The 20,091-nt window shown below is 48.6% G+C and carries 12 protein-coding genes; 7 read left to right on the forward strand and 5 right to left on the reverse strand.

Annotation, left to right across the window (positions count from 1 at the left end):
* Positions 1-114: 114 nt before the first annotated feature.
* The 6 genes from N3Z11_RS06355 (at position 115) to N3Z11_RS06380 (ending at position 9,980) form a co-directional block, all read left to right on the forward strand.
* The gene (locus N3Z11_RS06355) at positions 115-3,222 is read left to right on the forward strand and encodes a transglycosylase domain-containing protein (protein ID WP_260656318.1); all 3,108 of its coding nucleotides are present in this window, start codon (positions 115-117) and stop codon (positions 3,220-3,222) included.
* Positions 3,223-3,426: 204 nt separating this feature from the next.
* Positions 3,427-3,690 carry a hypothetical protein gene (locus N3Z11_RS06360; protein ID WP_260656319.1) on the forward strand — a complete coding sequence of 88 codons (264 nt, stop codon included), beginning with the start codon at positions 3,427-3,429 and terminating at the stop codon, positions 3,688-3,690.
* Positions 3,668-5,428 carry a GGDEF domain-containing protein gene (locus tag N3Z11_RS06365; RefSeq protein ID WP_260656320.1) on the forward strand — a complete coding sequence of 587 codons (1,761 nt, stop codon included), beginning with the start codon at positions 3,668-3,670 and terminating at the stop codon, positions 5,426-5,428. The genes N3Z11_RS06360 and N3Z11_RS06365 overlap by 23 nt, the downstream gene beginning before the upstream one ends.
* Before the next feature lie 90 nt (positions 5,429-5,518).
* Complete coding sequence (locus tag N3Z11_RS06370) at positions 5,519-6,073, forward strand: GNAT family N-acetyltransferase (protein WP_260656321.1); 555 nt, start codon at positions 5,519-5,521, stop codon at positions 6,071-6,073.
* Between the two features lie 27 nt (positions 6,074-6,100).
* Positions 6,101-6,985: an SAM-dependent methyltransferase gene (locus N3Z11_RS06375; RefSeq protein ID WP_260656322.1), complete on the forward strand. Its 885-nt coding sequence runs from the start codon at positions 6,101-6,103 to the stop codon at positions 6,983-6,985.
* A gap of 292 nt (positions 6,986-7,277) precedes the next feature.
* Positions 7,278-9,980 (forward strand): CHASE domain-containing protein, encoded by a 2,703-nt coding sequence (locus N3Z11_RS06380; protein WP_260656323.1) that lies wholly within the window; start codon positions 7,278-7,280, stop codon positions 9,978-9,980.
* Positions 9,981-10,212: 232 nt separating this feature from the next.
* Here the strand turns inward: N3Z11_RS06380 and N3Z11_RS06385 are convergent, their stop codons facing one another.
* From N3Z11_RS06385 to N3Z11_RS06400, 4 genes are all read right to left on the reverse strand, one after another.
* Positions 10,213-12,636: a putative bifunctional diguanylate cyclase/phosphodiesterase gene (locus tag N3Z11_RS06385; protein ID WP_260656324.1), complete on the reverse strand. Its 2,424-nt coding sequence runs from the start codon at positions 12,634-12,636 to the stop codon at positions 10,213-10,215.
* Positions 12,637-12,638: 2 nt separating this feature from the next.
* The gene (locus N3Z11_RS06390) at positions 12,639-13,841 is read right to left on the reverse strand and encodes a hypothetical protein (protein ID WP_260656325.1); all 1,203 of its coding nucleotides are present in this window, start codon (positions 13,839-13,841) and stop codon (positions 12,639-12,641) included.
* On the reverse strand, positions 13,813-14,286 hold the full coding sequence (locus N3Z11_RS06395) for a hypothetical protein (protein WP_260656326.1): 474 nt from the start codon (positions 14,284-14,286) through the stop codon (positions 13,813-13,815). The genes N3Z11_RS06390 and N3Z11_RS06395 overlap by 29 nt, the downstream gene beginning before the upstream one ends.
* A 382-nt stretch (positions 14,287-14,668) precedes the next feature.
* A complete protein-coding gene (locus N3Z11_RS06400) occupies positions 14,669-16,441 on the reverse strand; it encodes a choice-of-anchor I family protein (RefSeq protein ID WP_260656327.1) in 1,773 nt (590 codons plus the stop codon).
* A 327-nt stretch (positions 16,442-16,768) separates the two neighbouring features.
* Between N3Z11_RS06400 and N3Z11_RS06405 the strand changes: the two genes are divergently transcribed.
* Entirely contained in the window at positions 16,769-17,614 is an 846-nt protein-coding gene (locus tag N3Z11_RS06405) for an HDOD domain-containing protein (protein WP_260656328.1), read from the forward strand.
* Between the two features lie 106 nt (positions 17,615-17,720).
* Here the strand turns inward: N3Z11_RS06405 and N3Z11_RS06410 are convergent, their stop codons facing one another.
* Complete coding sequence (locus N3Z11_RS06410; protein WP_260656329.1) at positions 17,721-19,967, reverse strand: S46 family peptidase; 2,247 nt, start codon at positions 19,965-19,967, stop codon at positions 17,721-17,723.
* Positions 19,968-20,091: the final 124 nt, after the last annotated feature.

A 20,091-nucleotide genomic window follows, 5' to 3' on the forward strand; every position in this document is an offset into this window, starting at 1 on the left:
CCTGGTGCACAACCTGTTTGTAGCGCTGTTGCCGCTTAAAATTCAGCTGCAAAGCACAGCGGAACCAGATAAAATCAGCGGCCTTGTTCTTTGCCGTGCAAAATGGATTTAAAGTTGCCTACCTCTACCCCACCACCGGTTGAAAAAATGCAGTTTGATAACTACCGCGAACCTGCAGGCCAGGCGCAGCAGCGCACTGGTTTAACCTCGCAGCAGGTGGAGGTACGTTACAAACGCCGCAGTCTGATCCCGGTGTTATTGTTGCTTTTAATGGCATCTGCCGGCGTACTGGTGGCTTATGAATTACATACTGCGCACTACAGCGCGCCAAAAATTGCTGAATACGCCAAAACCCTGACTTATCAGCTGCAGCAAGGTCCGGCCAAACAAGTGGTGTATCCGCAAGGTGGCCCTTTTGACGAGCGCCATGGTTACACCAAGCTCCCCGAATTATTACCCCGTTTACTGGAGCGTAATTTCCGTATCACCGCGCAGGCTGAGTTTTCGCCGGCGCTGAATCATTACGCTTCACAGGGACTATTTCCGCCTTATCGCGAAAAAGTGCAATCCGGTTTGTTTTTAGCGGATTGCCGTAACCAGACCTTATTTGATTTTAACTACCCGCAACGGGTGTACCGCGACCCAAGAGACATTCCTGTGGTAGTGGCGCAAAGTTTATTATTTATTGAAAACAGAAACTTATTAAAAATCCCCCCAACCGCCAACCCGGTGATGGACTGGCCGCGTTTTATCATGGCGGCGGCAAGCCAGGTAGGAAAAGTGTTGTCGGTGGGCGGTCAGTCAGCGGGCGGCAGTACCCTTGCCACCCAGATTGAAAAATTCCGCCACTCGCCTATGGGGTTAACCCGCGGTTTTAAAGACAAAGCCGTTCAAATCATCTCAGGAACCATCAGGGTGTATCAGCATGGTGTGAATACCATGGGCATGCGTACCCGTATAGTTCAGGACTATTTAAATACAGTGCCTTTGTCCTCTGCACCGGGTCATGGTGAAGTACATGGTGTTGGTGATGCACTCTATGCCTGGTTTGGCAGTGATTTTGACAAAGCCAACAGCCTGTTAAGCGCGCCTGCAACGGCTGAAAACGCCGCTGAGCGGGCGCAATATTTCCGCCAAATTGTGGCACTGATGATAGCGCAGCGCCGTCCTTCTTATTATTTGCTGCAAGGCCATGACGATTTAGAACAGCTCACCGACAGCCATCTGCGGTTATTAGCAGGTGCCGGTGTGATAGACAAAGCCTTGCGTGACGAAGCACTGTCGCAAAAGCTGACCTTTCGCGTTGCTAAAGTGAATAAAACCAAAGCCGAGCAGGACGCCAAAAAAGGCATTAATGCCGCCCGCCTGCGCCTTGGCAATTTACTGAACCAGCCGATATACGACTTAGACCGGCTGGACTTAAACGCCCACAGCACCTTGCATGGCGACGTGCAACAAAAAGTCAGTGCTTATTTGCGTAGCCTGGCAAACCCGGACACCGCCGCCAAATACGGCCTGATTGGTGACAGGCTATTAAGCGCCAGTGGCACAGATGATGTGTTATACAGCTTTACCCTGTTTGAAAAAACACCGGATGGCAACAGGGTGCGGGTACAAACCGACAGTACCGACCAGCCCTTTGACTTAAACGAGCACAGTAAACTGGAGCTTGGCTCTACCGCCAAATTGCGGGTGCTGGCCACTTATTTAGAAATAGTTGCTGAGCTGCATCAGAATTTTGCCGACGAGCTGCCGGTGAATTTATTAAACCTCGATATTGCCCCGGCCGACCACATTACCCGCTGGGCCGCCAACTATATGGCGCAAACGTCAGACCGAAGTTTAACCGCTATGCTGGACGCAGCGCTTAACCGCACTTATTCGGCCTCGCCGCACGAGCGTTTTTTCACCGGCGGTGGTTTGCAGGTCTTTAATAACTTCGACAAAAAAGAAGACAGCAAGGTGCCTACAGTTGCCGAAAGTTTGCAGCAGTCACACAACCTGCCTTTTGTCCGTTTAATGCGTGACATCGTGGCTTATGCCAGCAGTTATCAGACTTTGGGCAGCAGCTCGTTATTGCTGCGAAGTGACAAAGATCCAAAACGGGAAGAATACCTGCGCCGTTTTGTTGATAAAGAAGGCACTGAATTTTTACGTAAATTCTGGAAAAAATATCAGCAAAAACCGGCCGATGAACGCCTCGAAGTATTTTTTGACGGCTTAAAACAAACGCCGGACCGTTTAGCTGCGGTACACCGTTATTTATTGCCGGAATCTGACTTTAGCCAGTTCAGCCGTTTTTTACTGGACAAACTGCCGGATGAACAACTCAGCCCGAAAAAACTGGATGAGCTGTATAACAAATATGGTCCGGGCAAATTTAGCTTGCCGGATCAGGGTTATATCGCCAAGGTGCACCCGCTGGAACTGTGGTTATTAAGTTTTATCAATAAAAACCCGGACGCAAAATTCAGCGATGCCGTGGCGCAAAGCAGTGAACAGCGCCAGCAAGTGTATCGCTGGTTGTTTAAAACCAGTAACCGCAGTGCGCGCGACAACCGCATCCGCATTATGCTGGAGGTAGAAGCATTCCTGGATATTCACCAGCGCTGGGCCAAACTGGGTTACGCTTTTGACCACCTGGTGCCGTCTTTAGGCACAGCACTTGGCAGCTCGGGCGATCGCCCTGCTGCGCTGGCTGAACTGATGGGTATTATTCAGAACGACGGTATCCGCTTGCCGACCATCCGTATTGACAGCCTGCATTTTGCCGCCAAAACGCCTTATGAAACTATGCTGCAATACAACGCCAGTGCAGGTGAAAGAGTGATGCGCCCTGAAGTCGCACGGGCGCTGAAAAAGACTTTAGGCCAGGTGGCTGAACTGGGTACGGCACGGCGTTTAAATGGCAGCTTTACCAAAACCGATGGCTCCCCGCTTAAAATTGGCGGCAAAACAGGTACCGGTGATAACCGTATTGCCACTCAGGTGGTGCGTGGCAAAGTGATGGCGTCGACGGTGAATAACAGAACCGCCACCTTTGTGTTTTATTTAGGCGACAACTACTTTGGCACCCTCACCGCTTTTGTGCCGGGCAAAGGCGCCGACAATTTCAGCTTTACCTCTGCGCTGCCGCTGCAGGTACTTAAAGGCATGGCACCTCTGCTGCAGCCTTATGTGGTGAAGGATGAGTCGATGTGTGCTGTGGGAGCTTCCCGATAATATTCCGGCTGGTGGTTATTGACCACCAGCCTGTCTAAATTGAACAGCTGAACTTGGCTGCATTCTGCTATTACCTTTACATTCCTTCATGTATTTCTGACCCCTTTGATTTTACTTTTCAAAATCAGCTCTATCGGTTAGGCTAAGGTTTCGTCAACAATTATCCTGCTTGTTCAACCATTTATTGATGTGAAGGAAACACTAATGCTCACGACAGTACAACTGTTAGACCGCTTGGGTCGAGATGCCTCATTTGAAAAGATGACACAAGATGAAAAAGTAAGTTTTATCCGGAACAACTCAGAAGACCCACTTGTTGCACAAGCTATTATCGATTCTGACGTCGTTCTTCTCAGCAATCTTATTTATGCCGGTAAAAAGGGTTGTTATTTACTTGTTCCTGCTGAAGACGAAAAAGAAGCCGAAGATGCACCTGAACAGAAAGATGATAAAGTTTCTTTCCAATAAGCAGTTCCATTTATTAAAGACGGTGCTGTGCGCCGTCTTTTTTTGTTTTTCTAATTTAGTCGCTGCAGAAAGTGACTACAACAAAATTCTTATTCAAGCCGACGAAATAAAAACAACGGACCACACCAAAAGTGTTCATTTAGTTAATTTAATAAAGTCCCCGGAGAAACTCCCACCGGCGATGTTATCTTATTATTATTACCTAAAAGCTTATCATGCAGCTTATTCAGGTGATTATGACAACGGTATTATCAACTATAAAAAATCAATAGCTGCCTCTGATGATTCTTTATTAAATTATCGCGCGAGAATATCTCTGGCAAATATCTATGGTGTCAAGCGTAATGCCGGATTAACTATGGAATATTTAATCCCTGCCCTAGAGGAAAGCGAGCGAGTCAAAGATAAGGAACATAAGCATAATGGATTGCTTGTTGCAGCTATCGTTTATTCACAATTTGGATTGCATCAGCAAGCATTAGAAGTAACCAGTGCACTATTAAAGGACGAACCGGCAAATCGGGTACTCTGTTATGCGTTGGCGGTAAAACACGAATCTGAACATTACCAGAATACATCTGCTGACGAGCAGACAATTAACAGTGACGCATTACGCTGTAGAGATGCAGGTCAATTACTTCCTTCAGTGGCTATCAGTAGCTATGTTATTTATAAAAACCTAAAAAACAAAGAATTCCAAAAGGCAAAAGAAAAAATAACAAATTTAATGCCTGATGTAGAAAAGACAAATTACAAAATATATATATCCGAATACACTTATCTGCTTGGTGCAGCCCAATATGGGTTAGATGATTATGCTTCTGCAGAAACACAACTGAAAAAATCAATTGAAATGAACAGCAGGGCTGGTAAAACCCGTCCTGTTATAGATTCTCTATTATTACTTTCAAATATAAAAGAAAAACAAAAACAATTTAGTGAAGCACTTCATTATTACAAGCGTTATTCGGAAGCTGAAAAATATTACAACGAAGATTTATCATCACAAAAAATTTCATTTCAGCTGGCAAAGTTGCAGCTATTTAATAAAAACCAGCAAATTGAACTACTTGAAAAAAATAACTCCTTGCTAAAACTCGAAGGTGAGCTCACCGCAACGGAAGCGGCAAAAAACAGATTATTCATCATTTTGCTTGTAATTTGTCTATTTTCAATTAGCTATTTCACAATAAAAACATTGAGAAGCAGAAAAATGTACCGCACTCTGGCAGAGAATGACAACCTGACCGGAATCAGCAATCGCTATCATTTTACGCAGAAGATGAAGCTGTGCATTGAACAAAGCTCAAAGTCAAATCAAGTAGACTCATTTATTATTTTCGATTTAGATTTATTCAAACAAATTAATGATACATATGGCCATTTAACCGGAGATTGGGTTCTTGAAGCCGTTGTTCATCACTGTAAACAGTTCGTACGTAATGTTGATATTTTTGGTCGTATCGGTGGTGAGGAATTCGCTGTTTATATGCCAGCTTGTACTGCAGAAAAAGCGGCTCTGTTTGCTGAGATATTAAGAGACGCAATTTCCATTATTGATTGTAGTGGTAGTGGACATCCTATCAGCATAACGGCAAGTTTTGGCGTAACCAGCACGGATCGTTCCGGTTATGAATTAAGGCAATTGTTCCGTGACGCCGATCTCGCTTTATACAAATCAAAAGACTCAGGAAGAAACCGAGTTACAGTATTTAATTCAGCTGAATCGGAAATATGACTGAAGGCATGTTCCTGTAGTGCAGCAACCATCTTTTTTTGCAAGTTAGTCCGGTGCATATCATCGGCAGAACACCAGGCTTTTAAAACAGTGATATCAACTAACCTCCCGCAAAAGACCCAAAAAACAACCATTGTTAGTGTCAGTCAGGCACATCAGCCATTATTCCACGAGCTTTACGGCAACCAACGTATAATGCGGAACATTGCAGAAACTTATAGCGAAGAAAAAATAAATTCGCTGCTCAGGTCATGTATTAACGCTGAACTTAAAGCAATTCCGTTAAAGCGTTTTCTGGTGATTGAATGCAACACAAGAAATATCGCTGTGGGACTGCTCTCCATACAACCGACCCATATACCTGATGCGCCAATTGAGTTAGGCATGATGCTTACAACTAAAGCTTGGGGAAAAGGTATTGCAGATGAGGCATTGATCAGCCTTTGCCTGTATTGTTTCAAGGTTTTAAATGCACCAGCAGTTTTAGCCAGATTTCATCCCGAGAATAAAAGTGCGCGTGCTATTTGTTTTAGGTTAGGTTATCAGCATGCACCTCGGATATATCAGCAACCTGAACTAGAGACTTTGTGGCTACAGAACACGATATCCAACAAGACAGCTTTCAGCAGCAGATTGTTTTCTTAAGTAATTACTGTTTTAAGGGATAAGTTTATGTCGTGTATACAACCAGGCAGCATCGTTATAGTCGGCACCGGTATTACCTTAGGCTCCCATATCAGCCCTTTATCGCGCAGTTATATTGAAAATGCCGATGTGGTATTTGCCGGGGTGGCCGATGGTATTACCGAGCTTTGGCTTAAAGAAATGCATCAGGATGTGCGCAGTTTTGCGCCGCTCTATGCAGAAGGTAAATCGCGCCATCAAACCTATCAGCAGATGATTGATTTAATGCTTACCGAAGTGCGGCTGGGTAAAAAAGTGGTGGGTGCTTTTTATGGCCACCCTGGTGTGTTTGCTTATGCACCGCATAAAGTGATAGAGCTGGCCCGGGCTGAAGGTTATGCCGCCCATATGGAGCCTGGTATCAGCGCGGCCGACTGTTTACATGCTGAACTTGGTATAGACCCTGGCAAAGTGGGCTGCCAGTATTTTGAAACCAGCCAGTATATGTTTTACAAGCGTTCTATAGACCCAACGGCCTATTTAGTGTTGTGGCAGGTGGGTATTGCCGGTGATAAAAGCATGGCGCGTTTTGCCACAGGCGCCGCTTATCGGGAAGTACTGGTGGAGTTATTGGCAGCGCATTACCCGCTCAATCACCAAGTGATGTTATATGAAGCGCCCAGCCTGCCCTTTCAGCAAGCCCGTATCGACAAACTGCCATTAGCAGCGCTGCCACAGGCAGCAATGAACTTAAAAACCACACTGGTGGTGCCGCCTGCTGCGGCTCTTATTAAAAACCAGGCGGTGCTGGATAAACTCACCGCGATCCGCGCAGCTGAGCAACAAGCGGCTCTTGGCAACGCGGCGGCAGAGTTTGGCGAAGCGGCAACAGCAGAACTGCCGGAGAGCGAATATCAGCAGCATGAGCTTTAAGCCAAGCTACAGCTTCCACCGCACTACTTTGGAGCAGCAGCGTCGCAGTCGTCATTTGCAGGCCTGGCAATAGATCCTGTAGCGCGCCGGTAGCTGCTGCGCTATCTTAAGTTTGTTAGCTATCAATTTGAAATCTAATACTTAATCAGTCTTCACCTGCTGCAGCTACTGCCTGACTGCCGGCTTTATCAATCAGGACATCACCATGGGTTTAAACCAGAGATCCGTAACCACTTTGTGCTTTAACCTCTGCAGCACTGTGCCTGCAAGCTTGAGCTACGGGCGCTAAAGAATGCCAACAACACCAGCCTTAGCGCCTGAAGCTGCGGACTCAGTTGCTGCCACCTTATTGAAAATACTGTTGCTGGCGCTTTCTTATGTCATCAGCGGCCAGTTGGCCATGCTGCTGGCTGCGCCACCTGGTTATGTCAGTGCTATTTTCCCGCCTGTTGGTATTTCACTGGCAGCAGTGCTTATCTGGGGTTATCCCATGTTGTTTGGGGTCTTTTTCGGCTCCACTTTACTGAACCTCAGCATCAGCCTGGGCAGTCTTTCAGCCCTTGCCACAACACCACTGAGCGCTTTACAGCTGCTGGTGCCCTGCAGTATTGCCCTGGGCACCACATTGCAGTGTTGTTGCGCCAGCTGGGTGATTAAACGCTGGATAGGTTTCCCTAACCCACTGACCGACGATAAACAAATTTTCTGGTTGTTAGTGATAGGCGGACCACTGTCCTGCCTGCTCAGTGCCAGCGCCGGTATTGCGGTGTTGTATCAGCATCAAATTATCAGCGCTTCGCAGCTGCTGTTTAGCTGGTGGAGTTGGTGGGTGGGCGACAGCATAGGTGTATTAATTGCTACACCTTTAATGTTTATTGTTTTTGCCAAACCACGTGACATCTGGCGCAGCCGCGTCAGTAGTGTTGGTTTGCCGTTATTGATCAGCTGCGCCCTGATGGTAGTGCTGTTTTTCCGCACTATTGAAGATGAACAAGACCAACTGCAACAAAGGTTTCATGAACAGGCCAAATTAATGGCGCAAAGTATTCAATCGCGTCTGGTGCTCTACACCAGTTCAGTAATGCCGATTGAGCGTTTTTTTGCCGCCTCTGGTGAAGTAACAGCAACAGACTTTGCTATTTTTGTCAGCGCCACCGCCCGCAATCACCCCGGCATCCGCGCGCTGAGCTGGAACCCCAAAATAACTTTGGCCGAGCGCTCCTGGTTTGAAGCCAGGCTGCAGGCCGAAGCGCCGGGCCAGCAGCAAATTACCGAGCGCGGCAGCAATAACCAGCTGCTTACAGCAGCACCCAGGCCCACTTATTTTCCCATCTACTTTATTGAACCCAAAGCAGATAACCTGACCGCCATTGGTTATGACGTGGCCTCTGAGCCGGTGCGGCAAAAAGCCATGCAAAGCGCCCGCGATAGCGGCCACGCCACCCTGACCGCCCCACTGCAGCTGGTGCAGGACAATGAGCAGCACATTGGCATGTTGCTGTTTTACCCGGTATTTCAAACGGCACTATGGCCGGCCACAGCGATGGAGCGCCAGCAATTATTGCGGGGATATGTGGTGGCCGTGCTGCATATGACAGCCGTGATCCAATCTGCGCTTGCCGCTTATCCGGCGCAGAGTTTTCAGCTGGTGGTCAATGATATCAGTGACGGCACAGCACAACCGCTGTACCACAAACAACAATCCGCCACACCGGCTTATGCCAGGTCGCTTATCTGGCAACAAGAGTTCGACCTGGCCGGCCGGCGTTTTAGCCTGCAGATAGCGCCCAGTGACCAATTTTTAAAATCACAAAGCAGTTTACAACCCTGGGCCATTCTGACCGGTGGTTTATTGTTATGTGGCCTGCTGGGTGGTTTTTTATTGTCGGTAACAGGCCGCGCCGAGCAGGTGCGCCGTCAGGTCAAACTGCGCACGCTGGAGCTTACCGGCATTTTTAACAACGCCGCTGAAGCTATTTTAATTTTTAACTCAGACGGCACTATAGAGCGCGCCAATATTGCCGCCCAGCAGCTGTTTGGTTACAACAACAGCCAGTTATTAAAGTTACAAATTGCCGCTTTATTGCCACAGCTGCAGCTCAACAACGAAGCGGATTTAACCAAAGCTCAGGGCCGCGCCATTGAAGCTGTGGGCAACAGCGCCGCCGGTGTCAAACTGCAGCTGGAAATTAGCCTGAGCAGCTACAGCCTGCCAGGCCACACCTGGTTTATTTGTTTATTGCACGATATCAGCGAGCGCAAAAAAATAGCCCGGCTAAAGAGCGAATTTGTAGCAACAGTCAGCCATGAACTGCGCACACCGCTGACCTCTATTAAAGGTGCGCTGGAGCTGGTGAACGCCGGCGTGTTAGGCACCTTACCTGAAGCGGCCGGCAATATGCTGCGCTTAGCCGGCAAAAACACCGAGCGGCTGGAGCTTTTGGTCAACGATATTCTGGACATCGAAAAACTGGAGCTGGCCGAAGCCAGCCTGGTGCTGAGCCCGCTAAACCTTGCCGAACAGCTGCAGCTGGCGCTGCAACAAAACCAGAGTTACGCCACCAGCTATGGCGTGACACTCAGCCTGGATCTGGAGCAGCTGCCAGCCACAACCAAAGTGCTGGCCCATAACCAGCGCCTGCAACAGGTATTCAGTAACCTGATTAGCAACGCGGTAAAATTCTCGCCAGCGCAAAGCCAGGTACAGATCAAAGCAATACAACAAGGCCATCAGGCGATAGTGAGCTTCAGCGATCAGGGCCCTGGTATTGCCGAAGAATTTCGTAGCCGCATTTTCCAGAAATTCGCCCAGGCCGACGGCTCAGACACCCGCCAACGCGGCGGCACCGGCCTTGGCCTCAGTATTTGCAAAGCGCTGATGGAAAAAATGCACGGCAGCATTGGCTTTGACAGCACCGAAGGCAAAGGCAGCACGTTTTTTATTACATTGCCATTGATGGATGAGGAGCCTGCTGCACCAAGGGTTGCAGGTTAGGTGGCGATAACATCCATTGCGCCTGCCGCTGATGGCGCTGTGGAAGTTTGGTTTCGCCAGCATTTGGCTGAATGTTTTTTTTCAGCTTGCAGCTAAGGGTGCTGTAAAAGTCGGGTTTTGCCACTAGCGGGCTGAAAGTGAATTGATGGCGGGTCGACAAAAGAAATCACAGGAAACTTGCAGAGGTCAAAACGAGATAAAGGCAAAAGCATAATGCCCAAATATGCCACCCCTACCCCAGCATCAAATACCCATTCGGCACTTTATCAGTTAAAAACTCCTGCAGCTGCACATCATTGAGTGGCCTTGCGAAATAATAACCCTGGGCGTAGTCGCATCTGTGCTGGCGCAGCAGCTGCAGCTGGGCGCGGTTTTCTACCCCTTCGGCCACTACTTTCAGTTCCAGCTTTTGCACCATGGCGATGGTCGACACAATGATTTGATAATCCGCGTCGTTTTCCAGCATGCCAAACACAAAACTTTTATCAATTTTAATAATGTCGACCGGCATTTGTTTTAAGTAACTTAACGACGAATAACCGGTACCAAAATCGTCAATGGCAAAATAAAAACCCTGAGCCTTCAGCGCGCGCATGGCATTTAAGGTGGCTTCGATATTTTTTACCAGGGTGCGCTCGGTCAGCTCCAGCTCAAAATGGGCGGCCGATAAATTTAAATCTTCCAGCCACAGTGCCAAAAGCTCCGGCAGTTGTGGGTCTAAAAACTGCTCAGCCGACAAATTAATGGCAATACGAATATCCGGATAACCTTTATTAATCAGCTCTTTGGCCAGGAAAAAACTGCGTTTAAATACCCAGTAACCCAGCTCAATCATTTGTGGTGAGTTTTCTAAAATGCCGATAAATTCATCAGGTGTCACTATGCCACGCTCTGGATGTTGCCAGCGCAGCAGGGCTTCAAAACCAGCCAGCCGGCCTGTTGCCAGCTCAATTTGGGGCTGCAGGCTTAAGCTAAATTGCTGCAGGCTGATGGCATCTTTAATTTCCCGCTCCAGCACCAGGCGCTGCGCCAGGCGCTGATACATTTGCTGGTCGTACAACAGCGCATTATTACCGCCCCGCTCTTTGGCTTCATACATCGCCATATCGGCCTGGCGAATAAGCTCATCCGGTACAGCGTCTGGGTCTTCCGTCATGCTGATGCCAATACTGGTGGAAATATAAAACAGCTGATTGCCCAGGCTGATGGGTTGTTTAAAAGCTTCAAAAATACGGTCAGCCACCTGATAAGGGTAATTGAGCTCATTGGACTGGGTTAACACCAGCACAAACTCGTCGCCGCCAAAACGACAGGCAATGTCGGCACTGCGGATACAGCTCCGTAACCGGCTGGCTGCTTCAACCAGCAGCTGGTCACCGGCGGCGTGGCCTTTGCTGTCGTTAATTTTTTTAAAATCGTCCAAATCCAGAAACAACACCGACAAAGCACCTTGCTGCCGCTCCAGCGCTGCCAGACTTTTTTTCAGCTGAAACTGCAGCATATTGCGGTTGGGTAAGCCGGTCAGCAAATCAAACATCGCAATGTTTTCCAGCTCCTGGGTATTAAGCTCTATTTGCTGATGCAAATGCTCCAGCTCCACACTGAGCTGGTGCGCCGACTGGGTTAATACGTCCACTTCGTCCTGAAAAATCAGCGGGGCATGGCTGCTTTGCTGGCGGAACTGGCGGAACTGACGCTGCGCCAGTAAAGGCAACTGAGCGGCCAGGTTTAACAACCGGCGACTTAATCTTAAGGTACTGATATAAATAACAATAGCCAGCAAAAAAAAGCTAAAGCAGGCAAACCAGATGATCTGTTGCTGGTACTGCTGTTTGGCTTTGGCAAACTTGCTGATATCGTCCACCATCGCCAGATAAAAACCTTCATCCTGGGTCAGCAGCGGCAACAGGCTGATCAGGTACTGCTGCTGGTTGAGCTCAACATCAATGCCACGTTTAATCGCCTGTTGCAAACTCAAAGCTTCAGACAACTGGGCAAACACCGGCCGCATCAGCTCGGGATTAGATAAAGACAACAATTTAAAGTTAAACAGCGGGCTTTGTTCGGCACTTTCTATCCGCACTATCGCCACTTCAGAACCAACCCCTTGTTTCAGTGACGCCAGCACATCGAGCAAAGTGGTGGAAATAGCCACCACCGCCAGCTCACCACTGGCATTTTGCACCGGCACCATCACCAGCTTGGTGCACTGTAAACGACAAAAGGTGGCCGACTGCGGTTGTTGCAGCGCCAGCACCTGACGGGCCACTGTCAGCACAGGTTTAGGAATTTCCGCCACAGAAGCGTACAAAGGCTGCAGTTTGGCATCCAGCAGCCACATGCTCTCCACATTCAGATGCAAAGAAATGGCGTCATAATGTTCGGCCAACTCAGTGGCAAAAGTAGAAAAGTCGTTTTGCGCGCGCAGCTGTACCATATCGGTAAAGGACTCTATCCAGCTGCGTAGTTGGTTTTCTAATAATAAATTCAGATGGTTAAATTGTTGTTGTCGCAGTTCCAGCTGTTTGTTCTGTTGCAGGTGAAAATCCTGCTCCATTTTCACCAGACTAAAACTGGTCAGCACCACTGTCATCAATAACAAAGCGCCAAGCGTCAGGGTTAAAATTTTCCACGGCAGACTTAAAAATGGCCGCATACTCAGAACCAATACATCAGCTGCACGGCCCAAAGCTCGTGATGCCGCGAGCGATTCACCACTGTGTCAGGCACCACATTGGGCCCAAGGCGGCCCGTACCGGTATTCCAGTGGTACTCCATTTTCAGCCTTAAATTGGGCTGGATGTTATGACTCAAACCAAGGGCGGTATCACGCTGATAGCCAAAATAAGCCGGGATCAAACCGCCACTTTGTTGTGGCAATAAATAGCCCCTTTTGTCGTCTTTATTGGCAAAAAAGTGGTCATGGCTCAGATACAAAGTGCTTTGGGCCGACAGGTTATAACTGCCAAGTAAATAAGCGCCCCAGCCAAACTGAGTGCGTTCTGTGCCCGGTGCGTAAAAACCATACACCGACACCCGCTCCTGAAAGACCTCGCTCGACAGCTCCCAATCCTGTTCGCTGTAACGCCAGTTGGCCATCACCCGCTGCACGGTAAAATCGCCGTCGGCAAAAATGTCGTTGGCAACCCTTCTGTAGTTAAAATCTGAGTCCAGTAAACTGATGCCCCACTGACTTTTACTTTGCGCCGGCCGCAAGAACACACTGAACTGATGCACAAAGTCCTGTTCTGTTTTGCCGTTAATAAAGGTGCTAATCACCCGCTGGCTTTGCTCTTTAGGAATAGGGGTTGCCCCCAGGCTCCAGTTCAGCTCCAGCTCGCCAAAATTCAGGTTATGGGTAGAGGTTACAGCAAGGCCGTCTGAACCTACGGCAATATCGCGAAAGGCATCAAAATACACCGACTGGGGCAGCACAATCAGCGGCCTGGTAATAGCCACGTCGCGGGTGGCGGAATATAACCAGTGATTGTTTTTATAACGGCCGGCGTATAAATCCAGTTGCCAGTCCATGTCATTAATTGCGGTCCAGTTTAAAAACAGATAATCAATACGCCCGCCCTGCTGAAATCTGTTGCCGCCGTCCAGATACATCAGCTGACCGGCAAGGCGCACAGTATTACTGAGTTTCCAGGTGGAATTAAGACCAAATTCGGTCAGCTCAGCACTGATAGCACCGTCGTTATTGACAAAATTGCTGTCGGCCGAGCGCATCAGGCCTTGGGCAACAAAACCATGCCAGTGCCAGGTTTCACTGGCAATAACCGGAGTTGCCTGACAAAGGCCGAGGGCAACAAGCAGCGCTCCTGCTGCGTTATGGCTTGATTTGAATAACTTTTGCATCTGTAGTCTCATGATCAAACGGCAAATAGCCTATAGCGCCTGGTGTCGTCTGAATAAGGCGCAACATGTCCGTGGCTGAACTTACTTCGGTGGGCGGGGTACCAATGCCGGAAAAGGTGAGCTTTTGCCAGTTCCTCTCCAGCTGATAAGGAAACAATTTTAATCGGGTTTGACTGAACTCTTTGTGCACCGCCGACTGCAGCGGCAACACAAACACCTGAACCGGCAAGCCATCAGGCCAAATCACCTGACGTTTTAAATAAATACTGCGAAGCTGCGCCGCAGTCAGGCTCTGTACAGCAACTGCAGTATGGACGACCACCAGCGGTTGTGTTGCTGTGCTGTCAGCCTGAGCCGGATTGTCGGCCAAAGCCACCGCCGGGCTGTCCGCCCACAGCAGCGTACTGAATATCAACAATAAAAAGCCAAATGCAGACTTAATCACAGTATCCTTCTGAAGAATTGGCAATTTTACCCTGATAAGAATTCGCAGCAGTGCAGTCTGCTGTCGCGTTCAACAACAAATCCGGTAAAGGTTGGTCTGGGAATTGGCAGAGTATAGATGAAGCCCATCAATCAAGCACATAAAAAAGGCCAATAATGTCATAAAAAGCAGCCATTTAGATTATGTTAGCAAGTTGTGATGAAATTTTTCAAGCCAAAGCTGCGGCCTGTTTCCGGGAGTAGGACAAAAAAACGACGATAAAGTCCTGAAGGAGTAAAAACAGCCCAAAAGCTGAATACAGCTAGCAGATTGCTGCAGCGTTTAACTGGCCGGTCGGTTAGACCGGCCTTTATTTATCACTGTGGATTATCTGACCGGCGGCTTATTTAACCTGAATATGAAACACTGTGACAGAACCACTGACTTCGTTGGCAATCAATAACAGCGGCTGTTTGGTCGGGCTGTGCTGAGCTTCAACAAACACAATAGATTCAGGACCTAAGTCACCGGCCTGCTGCACATTGCCACTGACTACTGCTGGCTGTACATCATCATTAATACTGTATTGTGCGTTTAAATCCCGGTTCAGCAGATAGTCGATAAACACCGGCTGATAGGGGTTCGTGATGTCGTAAATAAACACACTGCTCATACGCTCAGTGCCGATAAAAGCATAGGTTCTATCCCCCACCCGACCTATGGCCAAAGCTTCCGGTTCCGGGCCTTTATCGTCAGAGCGGTTATCCCCTTCCACCGTCAGATGGTTGGAGTTAAATTTATCTGCATGTAACGCCGCAGTTATCCGTTCAAAATCGTTGCCACTGTCAAACACCTGCATACCGTTTTGATCCCAGATACTAAAAGAGCGGGCGCCATAAGCGTACAAAGCGTCAAACTTGCCCTCTTCATTTTTGCCAAAGGCTGTACTGACATTCAGCCGGCCCAAACCTGTTGCGCTATAGATTGCAGCCTGGCTTTGCTGCAGGCTGTCCGAGCGGGTTAACGAGGCCACCCTTGCCTGCTCGGAATAACCAGGGTAATCGCGTGCATCCCCTTCGTTGGCGCTGACAATAAAAGTGGCGCCATTCCAGCTGTAGCTGGCCAGCGTATCAGGCTGATACATGCCATAAAGTTTTGGCACTGTGACCAGATTCACCCCATCTCTGTTACTGACATCTAAGGTGTTTCTGTTTTGGCTGTGATCTTTAAAGCCAAGCGGCAGCAGTTTTTCCACTGTGTTATTGGTTAAATTCAGCACGGCCAACGCGTTATTTTCCTGCAATGCCACATAAGCTTTTTTGTCGTCGGCACTGAGAGTAATGTATTCAGGCTCCAGATCCTGCGCCACTGTGGTTGCTGCCGGGCTTGCAAACTTCACCCCTTTGGCAGATAGCTGGGCCTTTTGGTTGTTCAGTCCGGTAAACAGAATATGTTGTGCCTGTAAGGCCGGTTGCTGTTGTGACATAGGAATCACCGACACTGAACCTTCCGGATCAGTCAAATAATCAGCGGCAGGTTCACCTTCATTGGCCACCAGCACTTTGTTGCCGTCTTTGGTAAAAGTCAGCATATCGGGCAAAGCACCTACTTTGACGGCATGGCGCAATACAGGTGCGGCGCTGATATCAAAAAACAGCACAGCGCCTGGCGCAGTTTTGATTTTATTCTCCACTGCAACGGCCAGCCAGTTGCCCCAAATGGCAATAGAGTTGGCAAAACCCAGGGCAAGGGTTTCATCCTGATCCAAACTATTGCGTACTGTCACTGTGGCCGGCATCAAAAGTGGTGTACTGCTGAGGTTATTGGCGGTCAGTGGGTCACTCAGCGCTGCTGTTTTTAAGCCGCTGCCATCCAGCACTTCAACTTTATTGGCTGCGCCGTTCACCACAAAAATGCGGGAAGATGCATGATGAAACTGCACTATTTCTGCGGCGCCGGCGCCATAAGTGCCGGTACTAAAACGGGCAATGGCACTGAGCGCAATACCATTTTGTGCATTTTGGCCGGCATTGCCGGCAGGTCCGGTCGCGCCAGCCGGCCCTGTGGCGCCTGCTGGCCCGGTGTCGCCATCTTTGCCGTCCAGACTACAACCCGACATCAGGCTGCCAAGCAAAACAGCCAGCACAGCACCACGTATTTTTCCGTTATGTTTCATCACAATACCTCAGTAACTTGATAAAAATAAGGCAGTTACCATAAAAGCCTGCGATGACAGCCACATGACATACCCATGTCATTTTTATGTCGTCCGCACAGCCGGAACACCAGGCCACAACAGCCGGATATTGGGTTCAGTGCTGTTGAACACAGACTAAAAAGCTGGCTCAGCAACCTATCAAGCCGCTGATAAAGGATTAATTTACAAGGGTTTAACATCACGCCCAATATCTGCAAAGCCGGGCAAAAAAAAGCCGGGTCTGCCTTGTAAAAGTGTGGTTTAAAGCGACACTATAGAAAATCAAAACCCAAAGGAGAGGACAGCGTGAGCGCATTTGACTATGCCCGCCAGGTCGGTGATGTATTTGCACTACCGGAAACCTGCCTTAAAATCAAAGACTTAATCGATAGCAATGTCAGTAGTCTGGATGAAATTGCTGAACTGATCGCCCTTGATCCCGCGCTGGCCTCCCGTATTCTGAAGCTTGCCAACAGTGCTTTATATAACTTTCCCAATCAGGTGGACTCGCTGAACAAAGCGCTGTTATTGCTGGGTGATACCCAGGTCTACAACCTGGTGGTCGCTTATGGCGCCACTGAAGCTTTTAGCAAAACCCCCACTCAGGTGATTGATTTAGAACGGTTCTGGGAAATGAGCATTCACTGTGCGCTGATTGCCAAACAACTGGGGCTCAGGCTGAATGTGCGGCAAAGTGAACCGCTGTATTTGTCGGGTTTACTGCATAATATCGGCGAGCTTGTGGTGGTGGCGGTGAAACCTGAAGTGGCCCGGATTTGTGCCCATTATCAGCGTGGCACTCTGCCCTGGATCAGGCAGCAGGAACTGTTGGGTTTTAGTTACAGTGACTGCAGTGTGGCCTTGCTCAAACTGTGGCAACTGCCGGAAAACCTGATTGAACCGCTCAATTATCTGAATACTCCGCAACTGAAAACCGGCAATCTGCCGGTGCAAATTTTACATCTGGCGTCCAGACTAGCCTTATTAAATGCCGCCGCCGGTCAGTTCGAATTTGCCGATTTAGTTGATTTACCTTTGGCCCAGAGCCTGGGCTTAAGCCGCAAAGATTTGGATGAAGCCCGTGCTTTTGCCAGTTTGGAAGGGCTGTCGATTTTATCTTTATTAAATCCCAAAGCCTCGATGATTTTGTAACTGGCAAAGTTATAAAACGACAGCTTCTGAAGCTACAGTCTAAAAAAACAAAGCCCGGCAAAACCGGGCTTTGTGGTCTGTAAAGTTTCAGAGCATGCTGAAGGCTTTATTCAGGCTTGGTGGTTTTAATATCCATTTCAGCTAATAAATTATCGGCTTTATCTACATATTGCATCAGCCACAACACATAACGGATATCCACATGGATAGCGCGGGTAATGGCCGGATTAAAATACCAGTCTTTGCTGATAGACTCGTAAGTAGAGTCAAAATTAAGCCCCACCAGTTCCCCATCGGCGTTCATCACGGCTGAGCCTGAGTTACCACCTGTGGTATCGGCGCTTGACAGGAAATTCAGCGGCACTGAATTAATTGGCAATGCCGGCGGTGCCTCACAAGTGACCATGGCACACCACCAGTGTTTGGCAGGCTGTGCCGCGAGGTCAGCATAATAATAACCCTGATATGCTTCCGCTTTATAAGCATCGACCAGCTTTTGTGGCACTAAAAATGGTGCTTCTGATTTTTGTTTGGCCAGCATACCGGCCACAGTGGTAAATGGTGTTTTGTATACACCATCTGCCGCCGGATAACCGTCAACAGTGCCATAAGTCACCCGCAGTGTGCTGTTGGCATCCGGATACACCGGCCGTCCCTGCGCTTTGTTATAGGCAATAATGGCCTGCATATAAGCCGGACGCACTAAAGACATCTGCCCTGCCAGCTGTTTTTGCTGTTTTTCAAAGGCCATGCTGACATCAAACAAAGCCACAGCGGCTTTGATAAAAGGGTCGTCACTCGCGGCAAAATCTGCCGGCGTTTTGCCAAGCCAGCTTAAACGCCCTTCGTTGGTGCTCAGGCTGCTTTGCTGATACCAGCTTTGCAGTTTGGCCGTTAAAGCTGCCATATCGGTCGCAGCGTCCAGCCCCAGCGCTTTATCCAGCGCTTCTACCCGAAGCTCATTAGGTTGCGCCAGATACACTGCTAATTGCTCTGTCCAAAGCGCTAAATCCACTTCTTTGGCAAAACTTTTTTCCAGCCGTTTTAACCGGCCTTCAAACATTTTTAAATCGCGGTCCTGATAACCAATATCACGCTGTGCATCCGGCTTTTGCTGCTCAACCGACAGGCGATATAAATCACTGGCCGCTTTTAACAAATCACTGCGTTTGGCGTTGTCAAAATAATAGGTTTGTTTCACAAAGTCCTGCTCGGCTTTGACCACTGCAGCAAGCTCTGTCAGGGCTTGCTGATAAGGCGCACGGCTGTCATCCGCAGCAATCCAGGCCGCCAGCGCCTGTTGTTGCTGCTGTTTAATGCCATAAATATCAGTGGCTTTAAAACCATCCAGCAATCCTTTGAGTTTTTTCATTCTGTTGTGATGGCTTTTCACCACTGAGGCATATTTCACCTGGAAATCGGCATTGGCTGCGCCCATTTTTTCAATGGTGCCAATCATTTGCTGATAAGTGGCGATACTTTGCGGGTACTGCCAGCTGGCAGCAAAGGCAATTTCTTCAGCCAGACGGTAACGGCTGGTCTGGCCCGGATAACCGGCCAGTAAAATGCCGTCACCGGCGCGCACGCCGCTGGCATTAATGGTTAAATGGCTTTTTGGCTGATAAGGCACGTTATCCACGGCATAAGGTGCTGGTTTACCGTCTTTGCCGACATAACCGCGTAAAAAGGCAAAATCACCGGTATGGCGCGGGTACTCGTAGTTGTCGATATCGCCGCCAAAATTGCCAACAGACTCAGGCGGTGCATACACCAGGCGCACGTCCTGCAACATCAGCTGTTTGATCAGGAAATATTCCATGCCATGGTGAAAACTCACCACATTACAGCGGTAGTTGGCATCACTTTCACATTCTTTAATCAGCTTTTTGCGATTATTTTCAATAGCTTCATAACGTTCCAGCGCACCAGCCTCTTTGGCAAGTCCACCTGAAACCTGCGCTGTGACATCCAGCACCTGTTCAGTGATATACAACCTTTCCTGCGGGCCGGCCGGTAACTCTGATGCAAGCTCTTTGGCAAGGAAACCATTGGCGATCAGGTTGTTTTGTGCTGTGGAGTTGTGCTGAATAGCACCATATGCACAATGATGGTTAGTGATCACCAGGCCTTTGTCAGAAACAAAAGAGGCAGAACAATAGCCCAGGCTGACAATGGCATTCATCGGATATTGTGACAAATCAGCCAGTTGGCTGGCCGGCAACCGGATCCCTTTGGCACTGAGTTGTGGCTGTAAATCGGCTAACTGATGCACCTGCCACTGGCCTTCATCGGCGATGGCGGAAGTTGTGGTAAGGGCAACAAGCAGTGCGCTGCCTAACAGAGAATATTTCATACGTCCCTTCGTATTATTTTGCTAATGATGTGATGGTGCAGAGTAACGATTTTGCGTGCCGACCGGCAGCAAGTTGCGGTCAAACTGCGCTTTAAAACGACCGTTAAACAACCATTTAACTCCA

This window comes from Rheinheimera sp. 4Y26 (genome assembly GCF_025245835.1).
GTDB lineage: Bacteria > Pseudomonadota > Gammaproteobacteria > Enterobacterales > Alteromonadaceae > Pararheinheimera.